General features: G+C 45.1%; 21 protein-coding genes. 17 read left to right on the forward strand and 4 right to left on the reverse strand.

The genetic code is table 11. The annotated features are described in order from the left end of the window. Nucleotides 1-55 precede the first annotated feature (55 nt). The 4 genes from ACZ1GZ_RS07655 to ACZ1GZ_RS07670 all read left to right on the forward strand — a co-directional run bounded on the left by ACZ1GZ_RS07655 (nt 56) and on the right by ACZ1GZ_RS07670 (nt 3338). Nucleotides 56-493, forward strand: coding sequence for a hypothetical protein (locus tag ACZ1GZ_RS07655; protein ID WP_472667913.1), 438 nt, complete (start codon nt 56-58; stop codon nt 491-493). Nucleotides 494-543: 50 nt separating this feature from the next. Next, on the forward strand, nt 544-1104 hold the full coding sequence (locus ACZ1GZ_RS07660; RefSeq protein WP_472667914.1) for an HD domain-containing protein: 561 nt from the start codon (nt 544-546) through the stop codon (nt 1102-1104). 92 nt (nt 1105-1196) lie between these two features. Continuing rightward, nucleotides 1197-3140 carry a DUF2207 domain-containing protein gene (locus ACZ1GZ_RS07665; protein WP_472667915.1) on the forward strand — a complete coding sequence of 648 codons (1944 nt, stop codon included), beginning with the start codon at nt 1197-1199 and terminating at the stop codon, nt 3138-3140. A gap of 3 nt (nt 3141-3143) precedes the next feature. Then, nucleotides 3144-3338 carry a hypothetical protein gene (locus ACZ1GZ_RS07670; protein WP_472667916.1) on the forward strand — a complete coding sequence of 65 codons (195 nt, stop codon included), beginning with the start codon at nt 3144-3146 and terminating at the stop codon, nt 3336-3338. A 44-nt stretch (nt 3339-3382) separates the two neighbouring features. Here the strand turns inward: ACZ1GZ_RS07670 and ACZ1GZ_RS07675 are convergent, their stop codons facing one another. Both ACZ1GZ_RS07675 and ACZ1GZ_RS07680 read right to left on the reverse strand, forming a co-directional pair. Beyond that, nucleotides 3383-4462, reverse strand: a complete 1080-nt coding sequence (locus ACZ1GZ_RS07675) for a PQQ-dependent sugar dehydrogenase (protein ID WP_472667917.1) — start codon at nt 4460-4462, stop codon at nt 3383-3385. Between the two features lie 541 nt (nt 4463-5003). Beyond that, nucleotides 5004-5621: a TetR/AcrR family transcriptional regulator gene (locus ACZ1GZ_RS07680; protein ID WP_472667918.1), complete on the reverse strand. Its 618-nt coding sequence runs from the start codon at nt 5619-5621 to the stop codon at nt 5004-5006. 148 nt (nt 5622-5769) lie between these two features. Here ACZ1GZ_RS07680 and ACZ1GZ_RS07685 point away from each other — a divergent pair, with 148 nt between their 5' ends. From ACZ1GZ_RS07685 to ACZ1GZ_RS07740, 12 genes are all read left to right on the forward strand, one after another. Further along, nucleotides 5770-6231, forward strand: a complete 462-nt coding sequence (locus tag ACZ1GZ_RS07685; protein WP_472667919.1) for an abscisic acid-deficient protein Aba4 family protein — start codon at nt 5770-5772, stop codon at nt 6229-6231. 19 nt (nt 6232-6250) lie between these two features. Continuing rightward, nucleotides 6251-7129 (forward strand): hypothetical protein, encoded by an 879-nt coding sequence (locus ACZ1GZ_RS07690; RefSeq protein ID WP_472667920.1) that lies wholly within the window; start codon nt 6251-6253, stop codon nt 7127-7129. A gap of 79 nt (nt 7130-7208) precedes the next feature. Further along, nucleotides 7209-7634, forward strand: coding sequence for an abscisic acid-deficient protein Aba4 family protein (locus ACZ1GZ_RS07695; protein WP_472667921.1), 426 nt, complete (start codon nt 7209-7211; stop codon nt 7632-7634). A gap of 107 nt (nt 7635-7741) precedes the next feature. Then, nucleotides 7742-8986, forward strand: a complete 1245-nt coding sequence (ccmI, locus tag ACZ1GZ_RS07700) for a c-type cytochrome biogenesis protein CcmI (protein WP_472667922.1) — start codon at nt 7742-7744, stop codon at nt 8984-8986. Nucleotides 8987-8995: 9 nt separating this feature from the next. Then, the gene (ccmE, locus tag ACZ1GZ_RS07705; protein ID WP_472667923.1) at nt 8996-9448 is read left to right on the forward strand and encodes a cytochrome c maturation protein CcmE; all 453 of its coding nucleotides are present in this window, start codon (nt 8996-8998) and stop codon (nt 9446-9448) included. A gap of 8 nt (nt 9449-9456) precedes the next feature. Continuing rightward, nucleotides 9457-11442 (forward strand): heme lyase CcmF/NrfE family subunit, encoded by a 1986-nt coding sequence (locus ACZ1GZ_RS07710; protein ID WP_472667924.1) that lies wholly within the window; start codon nt 9457-9459, stop codon nt 11440-11442. Continuing rightward, complete coding sequence (locus ACZ1GZ_RS07715; protein WP_472667925.1) at nt 11439-11900, forward strand: cytochrome c-type biogenesis protein; 462 nt, start codon at nt 11439-11441, stop codon at nt 11898-11900. Before ACZ1GZ_RS07710 ends, ACZ1GZ_RS07715 begins: the two co-directional genes overlap by 4 nt. 140 nt (nt 11901-12040) lie before the next feature. Further along, entirely contained in the window at nt 12041-13594 is a 1554-nt protein-coding gene (locus tag ACZ1GZ_RS07720) for a Do family serine endopeptidase (protein ID WP_472667926.1), read from the forward strand. A gap of 278 nt (nt 13595-13872) precedes the next feature. After that, the gene (locus ACZ1GZ_RS07725; protein ID WP_472667927.1) at nt 13873-14550 is read left to right on the forward strand and encodes a response regulator transcription factor; all 678 of its coding nucleotides are present in this window, start codon (nt 13873-13875) and stop codon (nt 14548-14550) included. A 7-nt stretch (nt 14551-14557) separates the two neighbouring features. Beyond that, nucleotides 14558-15970, forward strand: coding sequence for a sensor histidine kinase (locus ACZ1GZ_RS07730; RefSeq protein WP_472667928.1), 1413 nt, complete (start codon nt 14558-14560; stop codon nt 15968-15970). A 44-nt stretch (nt 15971-16014) separates the two neighbouring features. Next, nucleotides 16015-18966, forward strand: a complete 2952-nt coding sequence (locus ACZ1GZ_RS07735) for a bifunctional [glutamine synthetase] adenylyltransferase/[glutamine synthetase]-adenylyl-L-tyrosine phosphorylase (protein WP_472667929.1) — start codon at nt 16015-16017, stop codon at nt 18964-18966. Nucleotides 18967-19111: 145 nt separating this feature from the next. Next, nucleotides 19112-19573, forward strand: coding sequence for an EF-hand domain-containing protein (locus ACZ1GZ_RS07740; protein WP_472667930.1), 462 nt, complete (start codon nt 19112-19114; stop codon nt 19571-19573). An 89-nt stretch (nt 19574-19662) separates the two neighbouring features. On the opposite strand, the gene ACZ1GZ_RS07745 is transcribed toward ACZ1GZ_RS07740, so the two are convergent. Next, nucleotides 19663-22080, reverse strand: coding sequence for a PAS domain-containing sensor histidine kinase (locus ACZ1GZ_RS07745; RefSeq protein ID WP_472667931.1), 2418 nt, complete (start codon nt 22078-22080; stop codon nt 19663-19665). A gap of 253 nt (nt 22081-22333) precedes the next feature. Then, complete coding sequence (gene pepN / locus ACZ1GZ_RS07750) at nt 22334-24976, reverse strand: aminopeptidase N (RefSeq protein WP_472667932.1); 2643 nt, start codon at nt 24974-24976, stop codon at nt 22334-22336. Between the two features lie 330 nt (nt 24977-25306). Here pepN and ACZ1GZ_RS07755 point away from each other — a divergent pair, with 330 nt between their 5' ends. Further along, complete coding sequence (locus ACZ1GZ_RS07755) at nt 25307-26221, forward strand: DMT family transporter (RefSeq protein WP_472668258.1); 915 nt, start codon at nt 25307-25309, stop codon at nt 26219-26221.

Here is a 26221-nt window from a genome sequence, read left to right on the forward strand (position 1 = left end):
CCATATTCTCACCACATAAATTGTGTCATAAGCATTTGCATTGGGGGTGCTTTAGATGAGCCGAATAAAACTTGGTTTTGTATGCGTTGCTTTAAGTTTTTTAAGTGCTTGCGCCAGCACGACGGGTTCAGGTGATGTATCATCAGACCTGCAAGTAGATAAACCAGGCGTCGCAACCGGTCGAGAAATTGTTAGAGCATTCGATGGTGGTATCTTGCCAAAAACAGTGTTCAACAAGCTATCTCGTAAAGACAAAACACGGGCATTATTGGCCGAATACCGTGCCCTTGAAAATTCCACAACCGGTCAGTCAACTTATTGGGAAAATCCAAATGGCAAACTGTCGGGCATTGTCACCCCATCTCAACCCTACCAAGTCGGCTCGCGCAATTGCCGCCAATATAACCACAAAGCTTTGATCAACGGTGATAATATCGAAGCTTCTGGTGCTGCATGCCGCACAGCAGATGGTAGATGGATCCCGCTACGGTAGATGCGAAATCTTTGTGGACATGTAGATAAGAATCGCGCCATGTTTACCCCATGGAAACCTCGCGCATACAATCAATCCTGACATTTTTAAAAGGCACAGAACAGCTTAAAAACACGCTGCGCAGTGCCCATACTTCGCAAATGCGCCCAGAAAGCGTGGCTGAACACACTTGGCATTTGTGTCTGATGGTTTTGTTGTTTGAAGATCAGCTTAAAGACATAGATATGTTGCGATTGATCAAACTCGTCATCATTCATGATTTAGGTGAAGTGGTGTCTGGCGATATTCCTGCCATTCATCAAAACCCCGACATTGATAAATCTTTAGATGAGCGCAATGATTTTATCTCACTTTGCGAGCCTTTACCTGATGATTTGCAAGTAGAATTGTTAGATCTTTGGGATGAATATGATCAAGGTGAAACCAAAGAAGCTGTTTTTGCAAAAGGTTTTGATAAGCTGGAAACCATGTTGCAGCATTTAATTGATGGCACAACAGGCAATATCGATTTCGCTTTTAATCTATCTTATGGAGTGGATCGCACAGATAGACACCCTTTATTGCAGTCGATCCGGGAACTGATTGACGCCGAAACCAAGGCACGTATTTAACCTTAATTCTTGCAGTTGATTATACCGGGTTAAAACCGTTATGTTGCCTGACGAATTATACAGCTGGTTTTAGAGTGCCGAGGGTCGCGGATTTGTCAGTCTTTTCGAAAATTAAAATAAGTTTTATTGCTATTTTCATCGCAATTGTCAGCGTTTCGCATAGCGCTGCCATTGAAGAAATATTGCAATATGATGTGAAGATTGATCTTTTAAAAAATGGCGATATGGTGGTTAAAGAAACCATTCTCGTGAATGCTGAAGGCCGAGAGATCCGCCGTGGTATTTATCGTGATTTACCCCGCTATTTCCAGGACGAAGATGGCACTTCCTTGCGGGAACGCTTTGACATTATCTCCATTTCAAGAAATGGCCGTGAAGAGCCCTATCATACCCAAATAGTCAATGGCTGGACGCGCATTCTTATTGGTCAGGAAGATGTCTTTATCCCTTCTGGTCAACACCTTTATGAAATTTCCTATCAAACTGATCGGCAGATTGGCTTTTTAGATGAAGGTGAGGAATTATATTGGAATGCAATCGGGCATGACTGGAATTTTCCGATTACCAAGTCTCAAGTTGTTGTCCAGCTGCAAGATGGCGGTAAATTTAATGGATTTGAGTTTTTCACCGGCGCCTATGGTTCAACTGATAAAAACGCACGTGCAGTCGTCTCAGCTGATGGCAATATTATTAGTTTCGAACTCACACAATCGCTTGCCCCGCGTGAAGGTTTTACCATTATTGCTAAGATGCCGCGCGGTACAATTGATGAGCCAACGCAAGCACAAACCCGTGAATGGTTTATGCGTGATTTCGGCCATATCGTTGTCGCTGTAATCACGTTGGCGATTGTGAGCCTTTATTATCTTATTGCTTGGATATTTATTGGACGTGACCCCAAAGGATCGCGCATTGAACAGCGCAAAACTCTCTCATTGGGTATTTCTCCTGCTCTTACGCACTATATCGACAACAAAAGCCGAATTGATGGTGGATGGACTGCAATTTCAGCAGCGATTTTAAATCTTGCGATTAAAAAGCAAATCCGCATTGAGAAAAATGGTGATGATCCGGTATTGGTCAAAGATGAGGTGATGGCGCTAAACCGATTACCGGTTGGGGAGGCCGCCATCATGAAGATGGTGATAGATCAACCCCATTTTGCGTTAAACAAAGCCAATGGGTCCAATGTATCTAAACTTAGATCAAACTTTCAAAAGGCGATTGAAGACGAGCACCGCGGTGTGTTTTTTGAGCACAATTCAAAATGGGTTTGGATTGGTATAATCTTAAGTGTGATTGGGGTCTTATCGACTTTGATCTTTAATGCAGATGGCTTTTTCTCGCTTGTGATTTCATTGATAGTTTCGGCAGTATTCTCAGCGTTCCTGGTGCCGATTTATTTTCTGATCAATCGGTTATGGCGTGCCCAATCAACATTTTGGAAAATCTTTGGGTTAATGATTGTTGGCATTGTCGGTTTTTTACTTGTCTCGTTTTTTGCCGCCTTTGTTTTAGCGATATTTGAGGATACGCAGTCCTGGCTTGAATTCGCATTTATCGGCGCGGTGTTCGGTTTAGCTGCACTTAATATTATCTTTTATCAACTCATGGGTCGCCCAACCGCCTTAGGTGCTGAGATGAAAAACCAGATTGAGGGTTTGCGTCTGCATCTTGAGAATTATCATCAGCAACGTATGAACTTAAATGATGTACCGGATATGTCGATTAAGTATTTTGAAAAACTACTGCCTTTTGCTGTTGCCTTGGGTGTTGAAAAACCGTGGTCCGATGCTTTTGATACATGGTTTAAAACGGCAGCAGGCGTTGCTTCTGGGATGAAAGAGTATAATCCACATTGGGATCGTCATCGCTGGTATCGCAATCGCCACAGACGCGATAATTCATATTCTGATTTTGGTACGCAAATGTCATCATCTTTGTCATCAGCTATGCCAAAACCGAAATCGTCCTCTTCATCAAGCGGCGGCTTCTCCGGCGGTGGAGGCGGCGGCGGTGGCGGAGGCGGCTGGTAGCTCATGCGCCTCATTCCAGTTTATCTCTTATTCCTAGCGCTTTTGGCCATAACCTTTGCCTGGTGGGGTTTGGAAACGGAATCGGGACGCCGCAATTTTGATGAGATGGATGGTCTTTATCCATTTTTTACGGGCATTGGCGGCCTTGTTTTAATGGCGTTGTCATTGCTGTTGTTAATCCTTCAAAGGCGCAAATAAAAACCCCGCAAATGCGAGGGTTAAAATGTGAGATATAGGAGGGTTTATTGTGAGAGACGATAAAGCCCGCCATCTTTTTGATCGCTCAGCAAATAAATTGATCCATCAGGTCCAATGGCAACATCGCGCATCCGACCAATCGTGTTTTCAAAGACCGGCGTTTCGCTAACCGGGCGATCGCTCTCAAGATCAACCGCATATAATGAGCGGAACTTAAGTGACCCTACCAATAATTTATCCTTAAATTCGGGGAACATATCACCTTGATAAAACGCCATGCCTGATGGTGCGATAGAAGGTATCCAAGTCCAAATCGGATCTTCAAATTCAGGTGAAGATGTGCCAATTCCAATTTTGCCGCCTGCATATTCTTCACCATGCGAGACAATTGGCCAGCCGTAATTTTCACCAGCCTTAACGACATTTATTTCATCACCCCCACGCGGCCCATGCTCATGCAGCCATAGTTCCCCATTGCTTGGATTAAGCGCCATACCTTGCGGGTTGCGGTGGCCTTTGGAATACAATTCCGGCTCCCAGCCATCTAATTTTGGGTTGTCAGCTGGAACGCTGCCATCTAAATTTAAGCGTACCACCGCGCCTGAATGGATTTTTGGATCTTGCGCATCAAAGCGACTACCGCGATCTCCCATTGTGACAAAAAGCTTATCGTCTGAAATTTCAAGACGGCAACCAAAATGGATGCTGGCGTTTGATTTGTTGTTGGCCACAAAAATTGTTTTTGTATTTACCAGCGCGCTGCCATCAAGCGTTGCCATATCAACAGCAGTAGATGCTATGTTCCCTTCCGGCCGCGAATAACAATAATAGATTGTTGTCGGATCTTGTTCAGAGACTTTAACATCTAACATGCCACCTTGACGAAACGAGAACACATCAGGCACCCCCGATAATTCATCGCGAACACCTGTTTTGAGATCAATCTTAAACATCTTGCCGCGCCGCTCTGTCACGATCATCGATGTGTCGGATAAAAAATCCATACCCCAGGGGTGAAAGAGCGTTTTGCCAATACGTTCAATAGCAGGTTCAGCAAGACTAGCCGTTGTTAAGGTCGTTGCTGAAATGAGACTTAGGGTGAGGGCGGTGATGAGTTTGCGCAATTTTGATCTCCGTCTGGAAAGTACGTTTTACTTTGATCAATGCCACTATACACATTTTCACGCCCATTTATGTGCAAGGTCAGCGACAGGTGATCCTTCCCAATAAGATGGGATTAAATGGCGGCGTTGCCAAGGGGGAGGGTGATAAAACAAAAAGGATTTATCGTTCCCTTAGGATCGCTGTCAAAAATTTATCGGAAAGCGTCCGACAAAAAATGCGATAATTTTAGCTTGATTTTTTTGTCTAAATAAATTAGAACAAAAGTAGAACATTGTTAACTAGTTGTGCGTATTGTAGCGAAAGAACAAAAAGGAAACATTAATATGATGACTTCTACTGTACATAACAACTTCTGGCAAGACGTATTACAAACATTCGGTAAACTTCCTCTCTCGATTAAGTTGGCTTGGATGATGGCACCACCTATGGCCTTACTTGTTGTCATTGCACTTGTTCTGATGATGTCAACACGGTTCACGGTAGCAAGCCTTTAATGCATTCGTAAAAACGATAACCTCTGTTCCCCTTACAATTGAGGTTTTATATCGCGTTTGTGGTTCGCCATAAAATCCGCTCAAACGCATCTTGGAGCTCTTGCCCCTGAGGTCCACCATTTCGTTTTCTGCGTGCAAAAAGGCTTGCTAACCCGTGTGTTGTCGCCCACAGCATGGGAGCAGCATCAGGATTATCTTTCAGTTTGCGATTGTCTAATTCCAGAACAGCCTGCACATGATCTTCCAGCACTTGGTAGCTGTTGCTGGATAGTTTATTCAAAAGGGCTTTGGATGGATCTGTTCGTTCAGATGAAAATTGCAAGTCAAACATATCAGAATGTTCACTGGCATATTTGATGTAGCCCATGCCGATCGCAACCAATTTGGCCTTCGCTTTTTCCGGATGATTGTCAGCAACAGCATCTGAACTGGATTGCATTGCTTGTGCAAAGCGTTTGAATGAAACGCTGGCGAGTGCGCTGAGTAGTCCAGTCACATCGCCAAAATGTGGGGCAGGAGCCGCGTGGCTCACACCAGCGCGCTTTGCAACGCCCCGCAAAGAGAATTTTTCTACCCCTTTTTCGATGAGTTCTATTTCTGCAGCTTCTAAAAGAGCCTCGCGCAGATTGCCGTGATGATAAGATTTTGATGACTTTTTATTCATAGCTCATCCCTAACTGATTTCATTGTGTTTGGAAACAAAAAATTGACACTGTCAAGATTTAACTTGACAGTGTAAAGTTTTATCGCGTAGCTAATATTGACACTGTCAAGATTTATGAATGCCACATCAAAATTATGAAAGAAAAAACATGTTTATGGAAACTCTCTTTGCAATCTCATCTCCAGTAGCGATGTTGGGTTGGATTGCACTTCTCATCTCACCGATCATACCAATATGGTCAAATCGTATTGCCACTTATATCTCGCCTGGTTTGTTATCGCTTGCCTATATGTCCCTAATTTTGGCTTTTTGGTCAGATGCACAAGGCGGTTTTGACACACTTGCCAATGTGCAATTGCTCTTCACACAAAGCGAAATCGCAATGGCTGGATGGCTTCACTACCTGGCTTTTGATCTTTTCGTTGGTGCCTGGATCGTGCGTGAAGCACGAAAAGCGCAGATATCACATTGGTTCATTTTGCCCATATTGCCACTTACGCTGCTCTTCGGACCAATCGGATATGTGCTGTTTGTGGCGCTAAAATCCGCATTGTCATGGAGACGTGACCAATCCTTGTTACCAAAATCAAACCAATCTGCCGCGGCATAAAAGGCGTAAGGAGATAAAAATGAACAACGCTGTAATTGTTATGAATAACGATCTGTCTGCTCACGGTTCAGTAAGCTTTATTGAAAGAGCAAAACAATTTGTCATAAACGCCTATTTAGATGCGCCTGCTCTGAGTGCGCTGACGATTTTAATGGCGTTTTTGATGATGCCCAAATTGGGGGCGATGCTATTAGATACACGTTTGCACAACGGGATAAATATATGGATCAAACCAGTTAAATTTGATGTCGCGTTAATCATATATACCGCAACGCTTGTTTTATATGCACGCTGGATACCGCAGCAAACGCGTTCGAAAACCTGGTTTAAGTATTTCACCGCCGCGGTTATCATTTCGGTCGTGTTTGAACAAATATGGATTGGCGGTGCGGCAGCTTTTGGCACTTCATCACATTTTAATGTCGCAACGCCTTTAATGGGCTTGGCTTACACAATTGCCGGCTTTGGTGCAGTCACACTTACCAGCGGCGCTCTAGTTTTCGGCATTTTAATAGCGCGCAACAAGCATACCGGTCTTTCTGATCCCATGCATTTTGCGATTTGGTTGAGTTCAATATTAATGTTCATACTTACGGTTACCACCGCAAGCTATATGTCCTCTCAGTTGAGCCATTTTGTAGGCGGAAATTTGCTGGATACAGAAGGTCATATGTTTATGGGCTGGGCAAAAGATGGTGGCGACTTACGTGTTGCACATTTTTTTGCAAGCCACATATTTCATGTATTGCCAATTCTGGTAATCGCGGCCTCCTATGTTTTTAGAACAGTTAGCCGCAATATGGTGATTGCTATGGCAATTATATATAGCCTGTTCACTCTATACACTCTTTGGGAAGCGACACAGGGCTTGCCATTTTTAGCTGGCATTATAGGCTGATCTAACATCTGCAAAATAGGTTTTGCCGTATAGTCTAATACTATGCGGCAATTCCGACGCAAAAGATCAGGAGCAAATTATGGATATGGAAACAGTTTTCACGTTCGCGAACGCTTTTGTGTTAGCTGGCTGGCTCGCATTGCTCCTCGCCCCTCGCGCACCAAAACTTGCGGACCGAATAGCCTCAGTGATCATACCGCTCCTGTTAGCAATAGCTTACCTATCTCTCGCCCCCGTGTTTTTCACCTTTACCGAAGGTGGCTTTGATACATTAGCAAATGTGATGATTTTATTTGATAACCCGCGAGCTGTGATGGCTGGTTGGTTACATTATCTTGCATTTGATTTGTTTATCGGTGCCTGGCAAGTGCGACAGGCGCGAGAACACAAGATTCGCCATTTGGTCATCATTCCGTCACTCATACTGACCTTACTCCTAGGTCCGGTTGGTCTTTTAGTCTTTTTTGTCACAAGGTTTTTTTACACAAAGCGCTTGTTTAACTAATTTTGACGGCAAAAATCACAAAATCCGCTTGTGTCATAGTTTAAACAGATCAAGATGCGACCAGAAAACCAATTGGCATTATCAACTGGGTGGGATAGGTCTCATTTATGATTTTTTGGATTTTGATATTTGGCCTGACAACTTTGACAATTGCATTGTTGTTGCGCCCCTTGTTGCAAGAACAACAAAGTGATGGCGATCTGCTAGCCTATGACCGCGAGGTCTATAAGGATCAATTGTCTGAAATTGATCGCGACTTTGAAAATGGCTTGCTGACAGAAAATGAAGCAGAGCTTGCCCGCATAGAGATTTCACGTCGATTACTTGCAGCAGATGCAAAGAGCAAAACCGCATCTAAGGGCGTTAAAATGTCCTATGCGCATGTTTTGCCGATAGCACTTTTGATACCCGCCATTGCTATTGGAACCTATTCGTATGTTGGGCAGCCAAATTCGCCTGATTTACCGTTGGCAATGCGTACACCTCCGCCTGCTAATCAAACCGCTTCGCGAGCGGTTCCTGATGACATTGCTGAGATGGTGGCACAGGCGGAAGCACATCTGGTTCAAAACCCAAATGATGGCCGTGGATGGGATGTGCTTGCACCGATTTATTTTCGTATGGGTGAATATCTAAAAGCTCAGCAAGCCTTTGCAAAAGCCATTGAACTTGAAGGCTCAACTGCTCTGCGGCATGCAAGCCTTGGTGAAGCAATTGTCACCGCACAAGAAGGGCTTGTAACACCTGAAGCGCGATCAAATTTTGTAAAAGCACTTGAGATCCAACCTGATGCGCCCCGCCCAAAATTCTTCCTTGCGCTGGGTTTGGGTCAAATTGGACAAAAAGACAAAGCGGTCGCAGCTTTTGAAGATTTGGCTAAAACATCACCCGCTGATGCACCTTGGATCCGTGCGGTCCAAGTTCAAATTGCAGCACTTAAAGGTGTTGATGCAGACAGCGTTGAGCTTGAAACTCTTCCCGCAAGTACGGTCGCGCAGCAAGATACTAATCCGACCTTGCAGCTTGGCAATCCAACACAAGAGGACATAGCCGCTGCAAGTGAAATGGAAAGCGGTGACCGCATGGCGATGATCCAAAACATGGTTGCATCGCTCGATGAACGATTAAATGATGAACCGGACAATTTCGAAGGCTGGCAGCGTTTGCTCCAATCATATGTTGTTTTAGGTGATGCGGAAAATGCTGCAAATGCGCTTTCGCGCGCGTTAAAAACTTTTTCACCTGATACAGATCAAGGAAAAGCCTTACTCGCCCAAGCTAAAAGCCTTGGTATTAAGGCACAAGAAAATTCATCAAAGCTAGAAAACTCGTCCAAGGTTGAAAATCAATAGGTTGATGTCATGACAAGAAAGCAAAAGAGATTTACAATAATCGGAGTTGGTATGAGCTTTTTGCTCTCCGCCGTATTGTTGGTCATGTTCGCATTATCAAGCGAAATTACATATTTTCATTCACCGACGGATGTTATTGAAAAAGCTGTAAAACCTGAAACACGCATAAGATTGGGTGGACTGGTTGAATATGATTCCATCGTTCGTGGACAAGGTACAAAGGTCAGCTTCACCATTACGGATAATGAGCAAACGGTCGTTGTAAATTATGACGGTATTCTGCCAGATCTGTTTCGTGAAGGGCAGGGCGTGATTACCGAAGGCGCCTTTAATGTCATGGGCGGCCCATTTGTCGCTGACAGCGTTTTGGCAAAACATGATGAAAACTACATGCCCAAAGAAATCGCCGACAGTTTGAAAGAACGTGGTGTTTGGAAAGATGGCGAACCCATTACAAATTAGGAGTTAGTATGAGCACGGAACTTGGTCACTTTGCGCTCATATTAGCGCTTGCAACAGCTGTCATGCAGTCAATTTTGCCGATGGTTGGAGCAGCTCGTTCAGATCATCGTTTAATGAACGTTGCACCCATGGCGGCTATTACCTGTTTTGCCTTAGTGTTGTTATCCTTTGCAGCGCTTACCCAAGCTTATCTCACATCTGATTTCTCTGTTTTGAACGTCTTTGAAAATTCGCATTCACTCAAACCAACATTGTACAAATTCACCGGCGTTTGGGGCAATCATGAAGGTTCCATGCTGCTTTGGATTTTGATCCTTGCCTTTTTTGGCGCACTTGTTGCTGTGTTTGGCAACAATTTGCCGCCCACGCTTAAAGCCAATGTTATTGGTGTTCAAGGATGGATACTGGTCGCGTTTTTACTGTTTATCATCTTTACCTCAAATCCGTTTATTCGGATATCACCTGCGCCATTTGAAGGGCAGGATTTGAACCCGATTTTGCAAGATATTGGTCTCGCTATTCATCCACCGCTTTTATATCTCGGCTATGTCGGGTTTTCGATCAGCTTCTCGTTCGCGATTGCTGCACTGATTGAAGGAAAGATCGATGCGGCTTGGGCACGTTGGGTGCGTCCCTGGACATTAACAGCATGGATGTTCCTAACTGCGGGGATTTCAATGGGATCTTATTGGGCCTATTACGAACTTGGCTGGGGTGGCTGGTGGTTCTGGGATCCAGTTGAAAATGCATCCTTTATGCCTTGGCTGTTAGGCACCGCATTACTGCACTCTGCATTGGTCATGGAAAAGCGTGAAGCACTTAAAATTTGGACTGTGCTTTTGGCCATTATGGCATTTTCGCTCTCACTTTTAGGCACATTTTTGGTTCGATCAGGTGTGCTAACATCAGTGCACGCCTTTGCAACTGACCCCACACGCGGCGTGTTTATACTGATGATCCTATGCGTCTTTATCGGCGGCGCGCTCACCTTATTTGCGTTCCGCGCTTCCTCGCTACGGGCAGGTGGAATATTTGCACCAATTTCTCGCGAAGGTGCATTGGTACTCAACAATTTGTTTTTAACGACTGCCACAATGACGGTTTTTGTCGGCACTTTATATCCGCTATTTTTGGAAGTTATATCTGAGGAAAAAATCTCAGTTGGCGCACCATTTTTTAATCTGACTTTCGGTCCCTTAATGGTGCCGCTACTTCTCGCTATTCCTATCGGTCCGCTACTATCTTGGAAGCGTGGCGATTTGCTTGGTGCCATGCAGCGTCTTTATGTGGCCATACTTGGCGGCTTTGCAGTTGCGTTGATCGTCATATATGTCCAAACAGGTGCGCCGATCTTAGCTGCGGTTGGCATCGGCATCGGCATATATTTGATGATTGGCTCGCTTGCCGAACTTTGGATGCGTGCCGGGCTTGGACGAATGTCGTTGTCAAAAAGTTTCGGACGTTTAAAAGGCTTGCCAAGGTCAATCTACGGAACAGCACTTGCGCATTTTGGTGTGGGTGTAACAGTCATTGGAATTGTGGCTGTGAGTGCATTTTCATCGGAAGATATCGTTGCTATGCAGCCAAAAGATCAGGTGGAAGCAGGCGGCAAGACCATAATTTTTGAGGGTATTGAAAATACGCAAGGGCCAAATTACCAGGTCCAGATTGGTCATTTCACGATTATGGAAGCCGGTAATGTGGTTGGTAAAACCACAAGTGAAAAGCGCTTTTATCCTGCCAGACAGATGCCAACAACTGAGGCTGGAATTGTGACCTATGGAGCTTCCCAGCTTTATGTATCCTTGGGTGACCCGCAAGCCAATGGTGGTTTGGTTGTTCGAATTTGGTACAAATCGTGGGTAACATTTATATGGTATGGTACGATCTTTATGGTGTTGGGTGCGATAATTTCGTTAAGTGATCGGCGCTTACGCGTTGGCGCACCAGCTGCGAAAAAAACGAAAGTTATCACCGAAGGAGCTCGTGCATGAAAAAAGTCATGACCAGTCTCATTGCGCTTTGCTTTTTCGTACTTTCCGCACCGGCAATTGCGGTTAATCCAGATGAGATTTTAGAAGATAAAGCTCTTGAAGAGCGTGCGCGTGTTATCTCAGCTGATCTAAGATGTCTTGTTTGCCAAAATCAGTCGATCGATGATTCAGATGCTGATCTTGCAAGGGATCTGCGCGTGTTAGTACGTAACCGTCTGGTAGAAGGTGACACTAACAAAGAGGTCATAGATTATGTGGTCTCCCGCTACGGTGATTTTGTTCTGCTCAAACCAAGCTTTACGGCAAAGAACCTGTTTTTGTGGATCGCACCTGCTTTGTTTTTGTTGATCGGTGCGATTTTAGCCTTCGTAAAATTACGAAATCCTGATCACGAAAAAGTGAGTGCTCCGCTAAGTTCAGATGAAAAAGACAAGCTAAAACAATTGCTTGATAAGTAGTGATGCATCATTTGTGTTTGCAATATGGCCTGAACATTACCAAAGTTTAATTTGCCTGCAATGGTTTTGTAATATCGCATTTCTTACATTCACCTCATCAATCGATCTCCAGTCGATAAATTGAATATGAGGAATAAAGAATGCCAAAAATCTTGAAATTATCGCCGAAAGCACTTTTGACGACAACAGCAGCAGCTGGTCTTGCAGCCACAATGCTTGTCACAGGGTTGCCGGTACAAAATAATGCAGCCTATGCTGAAGCGGTTCGTGTAGAAGCTCCGCAGGCACCTAGTTTTGCTGATGTCGTTGACGCGGTTTCCCCTGCCGTTGTGTCTGTGCGAGTTCAGCGCGAAGTTACACCTGTCTCAAACAATGATAGCCGCTTTAATTTTGATTTCGGTGGCAGAGGATTTGGTGATCTACCCGATGATCACCCACTAAAGCGTTTCTTTAGAGAATTTGGTGGTCAAGAAGATCGTCAAGATCGTGCGGACCGCGATAACCGCCGTGGCAATGGTGATGAGCGTCGTCGTTTGCGCCCAGTTAGCCAAGGTTCAGGCTTCTTCATTTCAGAAGATGGTTTTGTTGTCACAAATAGCCATGTGGTAGGTGACGGTTCTGCATTCACAGTTATCACAAAAGATGGTGTTGAGCATGATGCAAAGCTTATCGGGCGCGATCAGCGTACTGATTTGGCTGTGTTGAAAGTTGAGCCAACCGACAAGTTCACTTATGTGGCACTTGCTGATGACAAACAAATTCGTGTTGGCGATTGGGTCGTTGCTGTTGGTAACCCGTTTGGTTTGGGTGGCACAGTGACAGCAGGTATCGTATCAGCTCGTGGTCGCGATATCGGTGCAGGTCCTTACGATGATTTCATCCAAGTGGACGCTGCTGTTAACCGCGGGAACTCAGGTGGTCCGACATTTAACCTAAATGGTGAAGTGATTGGTGTGAACACAGCCATCTTCTCACCATCAGGTGGTAACGTGGGTATTGCCTTTGCGATCCCTGCAACAACGGTTCGCTCTGTAGTTGATGACTTGATTGAAAGTGGTGCGGTTGCACGTGGTTGGCTTGGTGTACGCATTCAGCCAGTCAGTGCTGATATTGCCGAATCTTTAGGTCTTGCAGAACCACAAGGTGCGCTTGTTTCTAATTCTGAAACAGATACACCCGCCGCGAAAGCGGGTATCGAAGCGGGTGATGTCATCACCGCAGTTAATGGCGAAACCGTTGAAGATGCACGTGACTTGGCTAAGAAAATTGGTGCTTTCGATCCAGATACTGATGTTGAATTGACTGTCTGGCGTGCAGGAAAAGCAGAAACAATTAATGTTAAATTGGGAACGCTTCCAGTTGAACAGGCTCTTGCTGCCAACACACCATCACAAGACATTCCGGAAGAAGAAGTTAAACCGGCATTTGTCGATGGCTTGGGAATTGCTGTTGAACCAAATTCAGAAGGGCCAGGTCTGGTCGTTGCTGAAGTTGACAATGGCTCCATCGCTGAAGAGCGCGGCATGCGTGCAGGTGATGTGATCGTTGCAGTGAACAACAGCGATGTGAAATCCGCAGCAGATGTCGCGCAAGTTATCGACAAAGCTGCAAAAGATGGCCGTAAAGCTGCCTTGTTCCAAATTCAACGCGAAAACCAAAATAGCTTTATCGCGTTGCCGATTGACCAAGGTTAAGAACAATTAGCCAGCAGGCAAACGTTTGCTGGCTGATACCTTAATTCCTGAAGGCGCGCTCTCCTCCCAATTTGCCTAACGTGCAAAAGCGTTTTCAGGATTGCCTTAAGAGTCACGTGTCATCATGTCGCCCCCGATGTGTGGCTCTTTTTAGAAGCGGTGGTTGTCAGCGTAATTGAAACCGCCGCTTCGTTTTTTGTTGATAGAACAGGCGGCATACGGCGCAAAAAGTAGTGAAGTCTGTTCAATAGGACAGAAATCTTTTAAAAGTTGAAGTCATGAAGATTCTTATTATTGAAGACGATTTGGAAACTGCAGCCTACCTTACCAAAGCATTTCGTGAGGCTGGATTAACAGTCGATCATGCAAGTGATGGTGATAGCGGCTATTTCCTGGCAACAGAAAATTCTTACGATGTCATGGTTGTTGATCGTATGCTGCCAAAGCGCGACGGTTTATCCATCATTTCTTCCCTCAGAGATCAGGGAAATGAAACTCCTGTTTTAATCTTATCAGCTCTCGGCCAGGTCGATGACCGCGTGACTGGGTTGCGTGCTGGTGGTGATGATTACCTCACCAAACCATATGCTTTTTCCGAACTTTTAGCGCGTGTTGAAATTTTAGGTCGCCGCAAAGGTACCCGCGATACAGAAACTGTTTATCGCGTGGGTGATCTTGAGCTAGATCGCTTAAGCCACGAAGTGCGCCGTGGTGGGCAAATCATCAATCTGCAGCCGCGCGAATACTCACTGTTAGAATATCTCATGAATAATGCGGGTCAGGTTGTTACGCGTACAATGCTGTTGGAAAATGTTTGGGATTATCATTTTGATCCACAGACCAATGTGATTGATGTGCATATTTCGCGATTAAGATCAAAGATTGAAAAAGGCTTTGAGGGATCGCTTTTGCACACCATTCGTGGGGCCGGCTATATTTTGAAGGCTTCGGAGTAATACGCTTATGGCCCGTTTAAAAGCCATGCTGAAAACGACAGCAGTTAGGTTGTCGCTCTTATATCTTTTGCTGTTTGTGGTATCAGCAACTGTTCTGTTGTTTTATGTCAGTTCCCAATCTGAAAAAGCACTTCGTGGCCAAACAGAGCGCGCCATTGAGCGTGAGGTCCGCACAATAAACAGCACTTATCGCCGAAGCGGTGTCAACGGCTTGGTGCGTCAAATCGAGCGCCGTTCTCGCCAACCCGGTTCCAATTTATATATTATTGCATCCCCAAATGGTGAAATATTCGCTGGCAATGTCTCTGAAATTCAGCCGGGTATTTTTGATCAAAACGGCGATATCGATATCCCGTTTAAGTATAAACGTTTCGGGGATTTCGATGCTGAATATACAGCGCTTGCGCATGTTATGCAGTTGCCAAATGGCTTTAAACTGCTCGTAGGGCGCGATCTGGCTGAGCCGGATCGCTTTAACAATTTGATTGAGCGCGCTTTGATGACTGCACTCGCAATTATGGGTATTGGAGCGCTCGCGATCTGGTTTTTTGTTGGTCGTTCAGCACTCAAACGGATTGATCGCATGTCCGTTGCCAGTGAAAAAATCATGGCGGGAGATTTGTCCCAACGGCTACCCGTTATGGGGTCGGGGGATGAATTTGATCGTATGTCGACATCTTTGAATACGATGTTGGGGCGCATTGAACAGCTCAATGAAGGCTTGCGTCAAGTTTCAGATAACATCGCCCATGATTTAAAAACGCCTTTAACCCGGCTGCGTAATCGCGCTGAATCTACGCTTGCCTCGAAAGCAACAGCAAATGATTATCGTGCAGCGCTTGAGGATATGATTTCCGAATCTGATCAGCTAATACGCATTTTTTCTGCTCTTTTGATGATCTCTCGCGTTGAAGCTGGGTCTGCCGCTGCGAAACTCAGTGACCTTGATTTATCAGCTGTAGCTCTGGATGCAGCCGAGCTTTATGAGCCTGTGGCTGAAGATGTGGGTGTTAAAATGATTGCTGATATTGACCCCAATATTAAAATCAATGGCAATCGTGAACTCATTGGGCAAACATTGAGTAATTTGATCGACAATGCCATCAAATATGCCTCCGATGAAGATAATCATCGCGATGGCGCATGTATTTGGGTGCGGTTAAAGGCTGAAGATAAAAAGATCATTCTCACCGTTGCTGATAACGGCCCAGGTATACCTGATACAATGTTCGATGAGGTGACAAAGCGCTTTGTACGTTTGGATAAAAGCCGCAATAAACCAGGAACCGGATTGGGATTATCACTCGTCGATGCGGTGATTAGAATGCATTCAGGAGAGCTGGTCTTGTCAACAACGGATAATACGAAAACAGAATTTCCTGGTCTGACAGTGGATTTAAAATTTCCCAAGAAAACCTAGAGTTATGATAAAGAGATAGGAGAGGGGGATTTGACATTACTGATTTGCAAAAATTAAGCGATCTTGATCGATCACCCATCCTGCCGCGTGATAAAAAAGCAGCAAAAGATGTTGCGGACATGCTGTTGGTTGCCAGGAAAGACTGCGAAACATTAGCTGATGTTTTAGACAAAGATACGGCTTGCTTCACGTTTTTGACCGCCGCTCTGTCGTTGAGCCCGTATCTCAATGGCATTGTGAATGCCAACCCCCATATGCTGGCATATGCATTGTCAGATGATATCGATCAGCAAATGAAAAATATTATGGCCCGGGCATCAAACGCCTGGCTTGATGATAACGGTGCCCCAAATTCTGAGGCAGATGTAATGCGTGAGTTACGTCAGGCCAAACAGCAGGCCTCGTTATCCCTAGCGCTTTTTGATCTGGCGAAAATTACAAGTGCAAAAGACACCACGCAATATTTAAGTGATTTGGCTTCGGCAACAATTGCGGCAAGCTTTGATCATTTGCTGATTGAGGCGCATGAACGGGGCAAGGTTGTATTGAAGGATACAAATGCTCCCAGCAAAGATAGCGGCTTAATTGTGCTTGGCATGGGGAAACTTGGCGCTGGCGAGTTAAACTATTCATCCGATATCGATATTGTTGTGTTCTTTGAAGCGGACGCTGGGATTGTTGAAGATCGTGGCGAGGCAACAGATGTGTTTGCGAAAATGGCGCGCAGGCTAATCCACATCATGCAGCACTACACGCGTGATGGATATGTATTTCGAACCGATTTACGCTTGCGCCCTGATCCGGGTTCTACGCCACTGGCTTTTCCAATCGAAGCTGCGATGCATTACTATGAAAGTCGCGGACAGAACTGGGAGCGCGCTGCTTATATTAAAGCATCCCCGGTTGCAGGAGATATTGAGGCTGGAGAACGCTTTTTGGCAGAGCTACAGCCATTTATATTCAGAAAATATCTTGATTTTGCAGCCATTGCCGATGTCCATTCAATCAAACGTCAGATCCATGCCCATCGCGGTTTAGGTGACATTACCGTACAGGGACACAACGTTAAACTGGGGCGTGGTGGTATTCGCGAGATCGAGTTTTTTGTGCAAACACAACAACTCATTGCAGGTGGCCGAAACCCGGATTTGCGCGCACGCAGAACAGACGATGCAATGGCAAAATTGGTGCAAGCGCAATGGCTCGATGATGCAACAGCGCAAAAGCTATTAAAGAGCTATTGGTATTTGCGAGATCTTGAGCATCGTATCCAAATGGTGGCAGATCAACAATTGCACCAATTGCCAGAAGATGAGGAAGACTTGAAAGTTATTGCCCTCATGATGGGTGATAAATCCACCAAAGCCTTTGGCAAAAATCTGCTCACTCATCTCAGTGTTGTGGAAACTGGCTATGCTGATTTGTTTGAAAAGGAAGCAGGTTTGAGCGATGAAGCGGGCAATCTGTCCTTCACAAGTGAAGATGATGATCCGGACACGTTAAACACACTGAGCAAATTTGGATATAAACGCCCCTCTGACATAGTACGAATTGTCAGAAACTGGCATCGCGGGCGTTATCGGGCAACTCAAAGCGAAAAGGCGCGTGAACAACTCACAGAACTTGGTCCGAAACTTTTAAAAAACTTCGGGGCAGCAAAACAGCCAGACGAAGCTTTGCTTAAGTTCGATGCGTTTTTATCAGGTTTGCCCGCCGGCATTCAGCTGTTTTCACTGTTAAATAATAATCAAAGCCTTTTGACGATGTTGCAAACGATCATGACATGCGCGCCCCGCCTGGCTGACATTATTGCCCATCGTCCGCATATTTTTGATGGGATGCTTGATCCGGCAGCATTGTCTGAGCTGCCCACCCGGCACTATTTAGAAACACGTTTAGAGCTCTTTTTGGAAGGCGCTGATTATTATGAAATCGTGCTGGATCGACTACGAATTTTCGCAGCAGAACAAAAATTTCTGATCGGGATACGTCTTCTTCGCGGTGCAATTACTGGCATGCGTGCAGCTGTCGCTCTTTCTGATCTCGCGGATCTCATGATCTGTCAGGCATTGCGCGCTGTTGAAGAAGAGGTAGCAAGCAAGCATGGGACGATCCCCGGTGGAAAGATTGCCATTTTGGGTATGGGAAAAATAGCCTCCCGCGAGATGACCGCCGGTTCAGATGTCGATATGATTTTGATATATGACCATGACGCTGATGTGATGGAATCTGAGGTTGTTGAAGGGCAGCGTGCTCTTGATCCGGTTCGATATTATGCGCGACTAACGCAGCGATTGATCGCTGCTTTATCATCACCGACAGCAGAAGGCGTTTTATACGAAGTTGATCTCCGTTTGCGTCCCTCAGGGAATAAAGGTCCAGTTGCGACGTCTTTAAAAGCTTTTTCAAAATACCAAAGAGAAGAAGCCTGGGTTTGGGAACATATGGCGCTTTCGCGAGCGCGTTGCGTTGCCGGTGACGCAGCGCTAATAGATAAAGTTCATGCTGAAATTAGCGCCGTACTGTCATCTAAGCGAGATCATGCAAAGTTGGTGAAAGAGGTCACCAAAATGCGCAAGCTGATCGATCAGGAAAAACCACCTCAAAATGCCTGGGACTTTAAACTCATACCCGGTGGGTTAATCGATATTGAATTTATCGTGCAATATTTGTCATTGAGAGAACGATCAAAAGGTTGGCAACCCTTAACATTTGAAACAAGCACTTCGTATCTACTTGAAGTATTAGCGATGCCGCAATTGGATTTAGAAACGAGTGATGAGCTAGCTTCAGCGTTAAAACTCTGGACAGAGCTGTCACAAATGATCAAGCTATGTATTGAAGGAGAATTTGATCTGGACGAGGTACCAAGCGGGTTTCAGGATGTGATCCTGCGAAGTGTTAACTTGCCAGATATGAATATTTTGCAGACGGAAATTGATGTTACATCAAAACGCATTCGCAAGATATTTAACGAGGTTGTGCGTCCTACATAAAAGGACGCATAGCATGATCGGCCACAACATAATTGTTGGGGGCTGGTTCGATCATACCATAGGTAAATTGGATACATTTTTCAGATCCAATTGACCACTTCACGCAATGTGGGGCGACGTCCATATATGCGAAAAGGAGCATAACATGAGTATGAAAAAAATGACGTTGGTTTCGGTTACAACATTGACCATGATTGGTGTTGGACTGGCGACAACTGGATCAGCATTTGCCGATGATAAAAAACGCAAAGGCAAGGGAAAGCGCGGCGTTAATATCGAGCGAATTGACACTGATAAGTCGGGTACAATCTCGATGGAAGAGTTTGCTGCCGTCAGTATGGGTAAAATGATTGCCGCCGACAAAGATGGTGACGGTATTCTAACTACAGAGGAAATTGCCGCTGCTATGGAAGCCGAACGTAAGCGCCGTCGCGAAGAGGCCATGATGAAGCGCCTTGATGTGAATGGTGATGGTTCTGTTACTGTTGCAGAACTTCAAGATCGCATGGACAAGCAATTCGCGGTTTTGGATTTGAATTCAGATGGGACACTATCTGAAGAAGAGATCCGCAAGATGCGAGGCAAACGCAAAGGCTTGCGCCGCTAATTATTGCAAATTCTAAAAAAGACGCCCCCATTTCAATCATGGGGGCGTTAAAGGTTTGGGAGGCGTTTCTTTTGCGATGCTAAATATATCTACTCCGCAGCATGTATTTCTGACACGGTTTGTGTATCTTCAATAATTGCATCTTCTTCATCATATTCATCAAGTGTTGCTGCAATTGGTACGCGAATGGAAACGATTGTACCGATGCCTTCCTCAGAACTAATGCGCATCGCACCACCGTGTAATTTTGTGAGTGAACGAGAAATCGCAAGTCCTAATCCTGAGCCATCTTTACTCTTGGAGAATTGATTTTGTACTTGTTCAAATGGCTGGCCAATTTTTGCAAGCGCATGACGGGGGATGCCAATGCCAGTATCGCGAACCGATACGGTAATATTCTCGCCAATCTGTTTCGCTCTGACGAAGATCATACCCTCATCATCGGTGAATTTCACAGCATTTGAAAGTAGGTTGAGCATGACTTGTTTCATGGCTCTGCGGTCTGCCCAGAGCTGGAGATCTTTCTCAATTTGCGCATTGACCTCGATAGACTTTTTCTCAGCTTGGGTTGCGATCAAACGAACAGCCTCATCTATGATAGGATCAAAGGTGATGTCTTCACGTTCAATTTTCATCTGTCCAGCCTCGATCTTGGACATATCCAAGATGTCATTGATCAGGCCCAGCAAATGTTTGCCGCTGGAATGAATATCGTTGTTATATTCCTCGTATTTTTCTGAACCTAATGGACCAAACATACGGTTTTTGATGATCTCAGAGAAGCCAATCACAGCATTGAGTGGTGTACGAAGTTCGTGAGACATATTTGCGAGAAATTCAGATTTGGATTTATTCGCCGCTTGCGCACGCTCTTTCTCAAGCTGATAATCAATATTAAGCTTGCTGAGCTGTTCTGCTTTGTCTTCCAGTGCTTTTTGCGATTTTGATAAATCACCAATTGTAGCCATCAAGCGTTTTTCTGAATCGCGTAAACGATCCTGGTTCAATTTAAGCGCGGTAATATCTGTACCAACTGATACAAGGCCACCGTCTTTTGTCCGGCGTTCACTGATCTGAAGCCAGCTACCATCTGCTAACTTTATCTCGAAGGCTTTTGTATAACCGTTTGGACTGATCGCGGGGATAATGCGATCAACAATTGGTCGTTTTGCTGCTGCCATTACAATGTCGCGATGCATACCAGCTTGCAGTACATCGTCAGGAAGATTGTGGACTTTTTGGAAATAGTCGTTCCAGATCACCAAGCCATCTTGCTTGTCCCAAAGAACAAATGCTTCACGGGTGGATTCAATCGCATCAAACAGGCGTTGATCAGCTTCCGCTTTGCGTTTTTGCAGGCGATGTTGTTCGCTCACATCCATGGCGATACCAACGAGATAGCGGCCTGAACTTGTACGATCGATCAATTGCGCACGTGCGCGAAGCCAAACATAGTCACCATTGGCGTGACGCATGCGAAATTCATGGTCAATTTCACGAATTTCACCACGCGCAGCAAGTCGGGCGAGCACATAGATGTTGCCATCATCAGGATGCATAAGTTTTGCTGCTTCTTCAAAGCTGAGCACACTGTCTTTTGCGGGTAATCCAAGCATTTCATACATTGAACTGGACCAGAATAATCGGCTGTGAGCCATATCCCATTCCCATAACCCGCAACGGCCTCGAGAGAGGGCCATATCTACGCGTCTTTGCGATTCAGTATAAATATCTGTTGCATCTCTTGTATATCCAACCTGCAAGAAATACGCATATAGGATCATAATTAAGATTGCAGCGGTTGCAATAAACAGCGTGACATTAAGGGAAACTGTTTTGCGGAACCATGATAAAAGTTCAGGCGATTGAGGGGAGAGGACGAGAATAGAACCTGCACCACCTTCAATGTGTGCCAGCGCGGCATACATTTCTCGACCGGCATGGGTTGATGCGTTTTCGCCAAGGGTTACAGGTTGAACGCCTGCGCGTTTGCCAAAGATTTGGATGGCAGAACCTTCACCAATAAGGGTTGAAAGGTTAAGTCCAACAAACCCGCTGCCAATATTGGAGCTGGCAAAAATGCGCCCCTTTGCATCCGTAATGGCAACAATGCGTCCTTGATCAATGGCATATTGATCAAGCACGAGATTAATTTGATCTTCAGTCTGGCGTTTATTGGCATTTAATGTGGGCTCAGGATTTACCCCTATTACGGCGGAAATAGCGGTCAGCGTGAGCTGCGTTGCTTGCTGAGAACTTGCAGAATATCGATCGTAGTGCTCATAAATGGTTATACATCGCGCAAGCGCAACGAAGATTAAGAATGTAAGGATGAGAATTGGAATTGAACGCTTGAGCACTGGCTCAGCATTTTCCAATCGTCGGTATCTCGGTTTGGCAAACAATTTTGCGTGGCCCGCCAGCTCACGTTCATCAAATTGTTTGGCAACGGATTCCATTTTCAAACGCGCGTCATTAGCCGCACGAATGCTATTCACATTCACCATATATTAAAATCCCCGTGTGATCCGGACATCCCTAACACCCGAATCTACCCTAATGAATCAGAGCGGATTCCTTGTGTCTAGTGGCTCTCGCCACTCTTCGGCAATGTTTGTCGTTAACCTTCTGTTATGACTCGTAAATTTTTTATTAAGAATTTAATTAAATGATCAAAAAAAATGCGGTACACAAAGCGCACCGCATTAAAAAGTCTCAGTTCATGGTGAAAAAGTATCAGCCTAATGAAAACTGATTTGCTTAATCAGCAAGTGTTCTTTCAACAATATCAGATACATCCGTTGATAACTTGTCATTTGATGCAATCTTTTCAAGTGCAGCTTTCGCAGCTGCCTGTCGCACAGGTTCCAAGTTTCGCCAAGATCTCATTGTTGTCAAAAGACGCGCCGCTACTTGCGGGTTTTTTGGATCAATTGCCAAAATTTGATCTGCAAGCAAGTCATAACCTTTGCCATCGGTCCGGTTAAACCCTGTTGCATTACCTCCGGCAAACGTGCCGATCAGTGAACGAATACGATTTGGATTACTTGCATCATAAGCATCGTCTTTAAGCAAAGCCTCTACCTTTGTAAGTGCAGTTTCCCCCGGTATCTTTGCTTGAAGCGCGAGCCATTTATCCATGACAAGCGGATTGTCGGCAAATTTTGATTTGAAATCCTGCAGTGCGTCGTTCGTTTCGTCCGCATCTGGATACTGGCTGGTTAAAATCTGTAATGCAGCGCTTTGTTCTGTCATGTTATTTGCCGCTTTATAGGCTGCAGATGCGCGCGTAGCATTTCCGTCATTGCGTGAAAGGTAAGACAAAGCAACGGCAGATAATGCACGTTTGCCTGCAGGTTCTGCGCCAGGATCAAACTCACCGTCGGTTTTCATATCATTAATGAATGTTTCGCAAATGCCAGCAAGTTCGCTTGCAATCGCATCTTTAATTGTCGAAATTGCCTGATCGATAGCATCAGGATCAATATTCTTGCCAATTTCGCGCGCGATATCCGCGTCACTCGGCAACATCAAAGCTTGCGCTTTAAATGCAGGTTCAAGGTCCGCATTTTCCGCAATTGCTTTAAACGCACCAATTAATTGCTCATCTGCAGAAGCGGTCCCACCTGCTTGAACAGCATTGGTACCTTCAATAAGAACACGTGTCGCCAAGTCTTGCAAAGCTTGCCATTGCGCAACGCCATCTGTGTCATTTCGTGCGATATGCGCAAGATCTGCGTTACTTTGTTCCATATGAACGTTAATTGGCGCTGATAAACCGCGATTGATCGACAAAACTGGACGTGATTTAAGACCTTTGAATTCAAACGTCTGTTTGCGCTCAGTTAAATGTAGCACTTCACCGTCATCGCTGCCTTCAGGCGCTACGACGTAGTTTTCACCATCTTCGCCAATAAGCGCATAAGACAATGGGATATGCATGACTTCTTTTTTGCTCTGACCAGGTGTTGGGGCAAGTGTTTGCTCCAGCTCCACCTTAAAGCTTGAGGATGCTTCATCCCAAGATGTTGATACGGTAACACTCGGCGTGCCGGCTTGATCGTACCAAAGACTAAACTGGCTGAAATCTCTGCCGCTCACCTCAGCAAAACATGCGATAAAGTCTTCAATCGTGGCCGCATCACCATCGTGACGTTCAAAGTATAGATCCATGCCTTTTCGGAAATCTTCAGCACCTAAAATTGTGCGGATCATGCGGCAAACTTCAGAACCTTTTTCATAAACGGTTGCTGTGTAGAAATTGTTGATCTCTTTATAAGTATCGGGACGCACTGGATGGGCAAGCGGGCCAGCATCTTCTGGGAACTGGATAAGCTTTAATGTGCGGATCTCATCGATACGAATGACAGAACGTGAACGTTCATCGGCGGAAAACTCGTGATCGCGATAAACGGTTAGCCCTTCTTTTAAACAAAGCTGGAACCAATCGCGGCACGTAATGCGGTTGCCCGTCCAGTTGTGGAAATATTCATGCGCGATAATGCGTTCGATATTGGCGTAATCAGCATCTGTTGCAGTTTCGGGATCTGCCAGCACATATTTATCATTAAAGACATTCAAGCCTTTATTTTCCATCGCGCCCATATTGAAATCAGATACGGCAACAATTTGGAAAATATCTAAATCATATTCGCGGCCAAACTTCTCTTCATCCCATTTCATAGAGCGTTTCAACGCATCCATGGCATATGAAGCACGCGATTCCTTGCCGTGTTCGACGAAAATTTTTAAAACAACGTCTTTGCCGGACATTGTTGTAAATGTATCTTCAATAACACCTAAATCACCGCCAACAAGCGCGAATAAATATGATGGTTTTGGATGAGGATCATACCATGCAGCAAAATGACGGCCTTCATCATATCCGCCGCCACCCAAGAAGTTGCCGTTTGAAAGCAATACAGGTGTATCTTCTTTGTCAGCAATAATTGTGATCGTGTAAACACACATCGCATCAGGACGATCATAGAAATATGTCATCCGGCGGAAACCTTCAGACTCACATTGCGTGCAATAAACACCATTGGTGCGATAAAGTCCCATGAGTTTTGTATTGGTTTCAGGTGACAAAATCGTCGTAACAGTTACCTCAAAAGCAACACTTTCCGGCAAATTACGGATGGTCAACTCATCTGGGGATACATCATGGTCATCTGCTACAACATCAACAGAGTCGACTTGAACTGATTCTAATTTTAATTCATCACCTGCGAGTACAAGAGGCGCATCCAATGCCACACCTTCGCGACGGTGCATAAGCGTTCGCGCAATCAGTTTGGTTTCCGTGGGGTGAAGCTCGAAGGTGAGATCCGTTCTTTCTAAAACGAAATCAGTAGGTTGATACTCTGATAGATGGAAAACCTGTCCCGTATTGCTTCGCATGCGTATGTCCCAATTTGGTGTCTTTTTAATCGATTTTTATTAAATCTCCGCACCTTTCTGGCACGAGAGAGCTAATGAACCGTTATCATTTATTCCAAAACCTAGGGTTTTGAGCTGTATTGAGGCTTGATTTTATACAAATTTCAAGCCCTCGGCACTGGTTTGGTAAGCAACTCATCACATTTATCGGTCAATCGATAAGTCTTATGAATAGGACCTTTGTTAATTTTTAATGTAAGAAGGTGCTCTGAAAGTGAGATGTGAGTCGTGCCCCTTGAGAAAACTGATCAACAACTAACGACCAATTCTGATGCTGAAAACCGCCAGACTGTGCTCGTTGGAATTGGATTAAAAGTCGTATCTGTTTTATTTCTAGTTTCCATGTCTGCGATGATTAAGCTTGTCGGCGAGGGCATACCCGTTGGGCAAATTATTTTCTTTCGCGCCTTTTTTGCGATGGTCCCGGTTTTTGCATATCTTGCCTATCGGCATCAGTTAAAAGAGGCGTTTCATACGAAAAGACCTCTTGGCCATTTAGGGCGATCGTTAATTGGATGCTGCGGCATGGGCTTGGGATTTTATGGGTTAACAAAGCTGCCTTTACCTGACGTGGTTGCGCTTCGGCATGCCACCCCGCTATTTGCCGTGGTATTTGCAGCGATTTTACTGCATGAGAAAGTCCGGCTATTTCGTTGGGCAGCCGTCGCGGTGGGATTAGCAGGTGTGCTGATTATCTCTTGGCCGCGAATATCTTTGCTCGATGGTGCAGCGGACCAAGATGCACTTTATGGTGTGATCGCGACCGTGCTCTCAACGATGTTCGCAGCAATGGCGACCATCTTTGTGCGCGCATTGGTTAAAACTGAAAAATCACCGACAGTCGTGCTCTACTTTTCATCTATGGCGTCATTTTTTGCAGCTATGACAACTTTTTTTGGATGGGCACCGCTTGATTTTTACAATGCCAGCATATTAATCGGGGCAGGGGTGTTGGGCGGAATTGGTCAAATTCTCATGACAGAATGTTACCGTCATGCAAGCGTCTCGACCATTGCGCCTTTTGATTATACATCCATCATTTTTGGCATTGTGCTGGGCTTTGTATTATTTGGCGACATTCCAGGTGGCCAGATGTTGCTTGGGACCGCAATTGTTGCGGCCGCCGGTATCTTTATTATCTATCGCGAACATCAGCTTGGATTACAGCGTAAAGAACAACGCCGCGTCACCGGCAGCCAAACCTAA

Source organism: Lentilitoribacter sp. JB5-8 (assembly GCF_055693385.1).

Coding starts and splice junctions, on each gene's coding strand:
- ACZ1GZ_RS07655 (WP_472667913.1), top strand. CDS start 56: ATGAGCCGAATAAAACTTGGTTTTGTATGCGTTGCTTTAAGTTTTTTA.
- ACZ1GZ_RS07660 (WP_472667914.1), top strand. CDS start 544: ATGGAAACCTCGCGCATACAATCAATCCTGACATTTTTAAAAGGCACA.
- ACZ1GZ_RS07670 (WP_472667916.1), top strand. CDS start 3,144: ATGCGCCTCATTCCAGTTTATCTCTTATTCCTAGCGCTTTTGGCCATA.
- ACZ1GZ_RS07680 (WP_472667918.1), bottom strand. CDS start 5,621: ATGAATAAAAAGTCATCAAAATCTTATCATCACGGCAATCTGCGCGAG.
- ACZ1GZ_RS07685 (WP_472667919.1), top strand. CDS start 5,770: ATGTTTATGGAAACTCTCTTTGCAATCTCATCTCCAGTAGCGATGTTG.
- ACZ1GZ_RS07690 (WP_472667920.1), top strand. CDS start 6,251: ATGAACAACGCTGTAATTGTTATGAATAACGATCTGTCTGCTCACGGT.
- ACZ1GZ_RS07695 (WP_472667921.1), top strand. CDS start 7,209: ATGGATATGGAAACAGTTTTCACGTTCGCGAACGCTTTTGTGTTAGCT.
- ccmI (WP_472667922.1), top strand. CDS start 7,742: ATGATTTTTTGGATTTTGATATTTGGCCTGACAACTTTGACAATTGCA.
- ccmE (WP_472667923.1), top strand. CDS start 8,996: ATGACAAGAAAGCAAAAGAGATTTACAATAATCGGAGTTGGTATGAGC.
- ACZ1GZ_RS07710 (WP_472667924.1), top strand. CDS start 9,457: ATGAGCACGGAACTTGGTCACTTTGCGCTCATATTAGCGCTTGCAACA.
- ACZ1GZ_RS07715 (WP_472667925.1), top strand. CDS start 11,439: ATGAAAAAAGTCATGACCAGTCTCATTGCGCTTTGCTTTTTCGTACTT.
- ACZ1GZ_RS07720 (WP_472667926.1), top strand. CDS start 12,041: ATGCCAAAAATCTTGAAATTATCGCCGAAAGCACTTTTGACGACAACA.
- ACZ1GZ_RS07725 (WP_472667927.1), top strand. CDS start 13,873: ATGAAGATTCTTATTATTGAAGACGATTTGGAAACTGCAGCCTACCTT.
- ACZ1GZ_RS07730 (WP_472667928.1), top strand. CDS start 14,558: ATGGCCCGTTTAAAAGCCATGCTGAAAACGACAGCAGTTAGGTTGTCG.
- ACZ1GZ_RS07740 (WP_472667930.1), top strand. CDS start 19,112: ATGAGTATGAAAAAAATGACGTTGGTTTCGGTTACAACATTGACCATG.
- ACZ1GZ_RS07745 (WP_472667931.1), bottom strand. CDS start 22,080: ATGGTGAATGTGAATAGCATTCGTGCGGCTAATGACGCGCGTTTGAAA.
- pepN (WP_472667932.1), bottom strand. CDS start 24,976: ATGCGAAGCAATACGGGACAGGTTTTCCATCTATCAGAGTATCAACCT.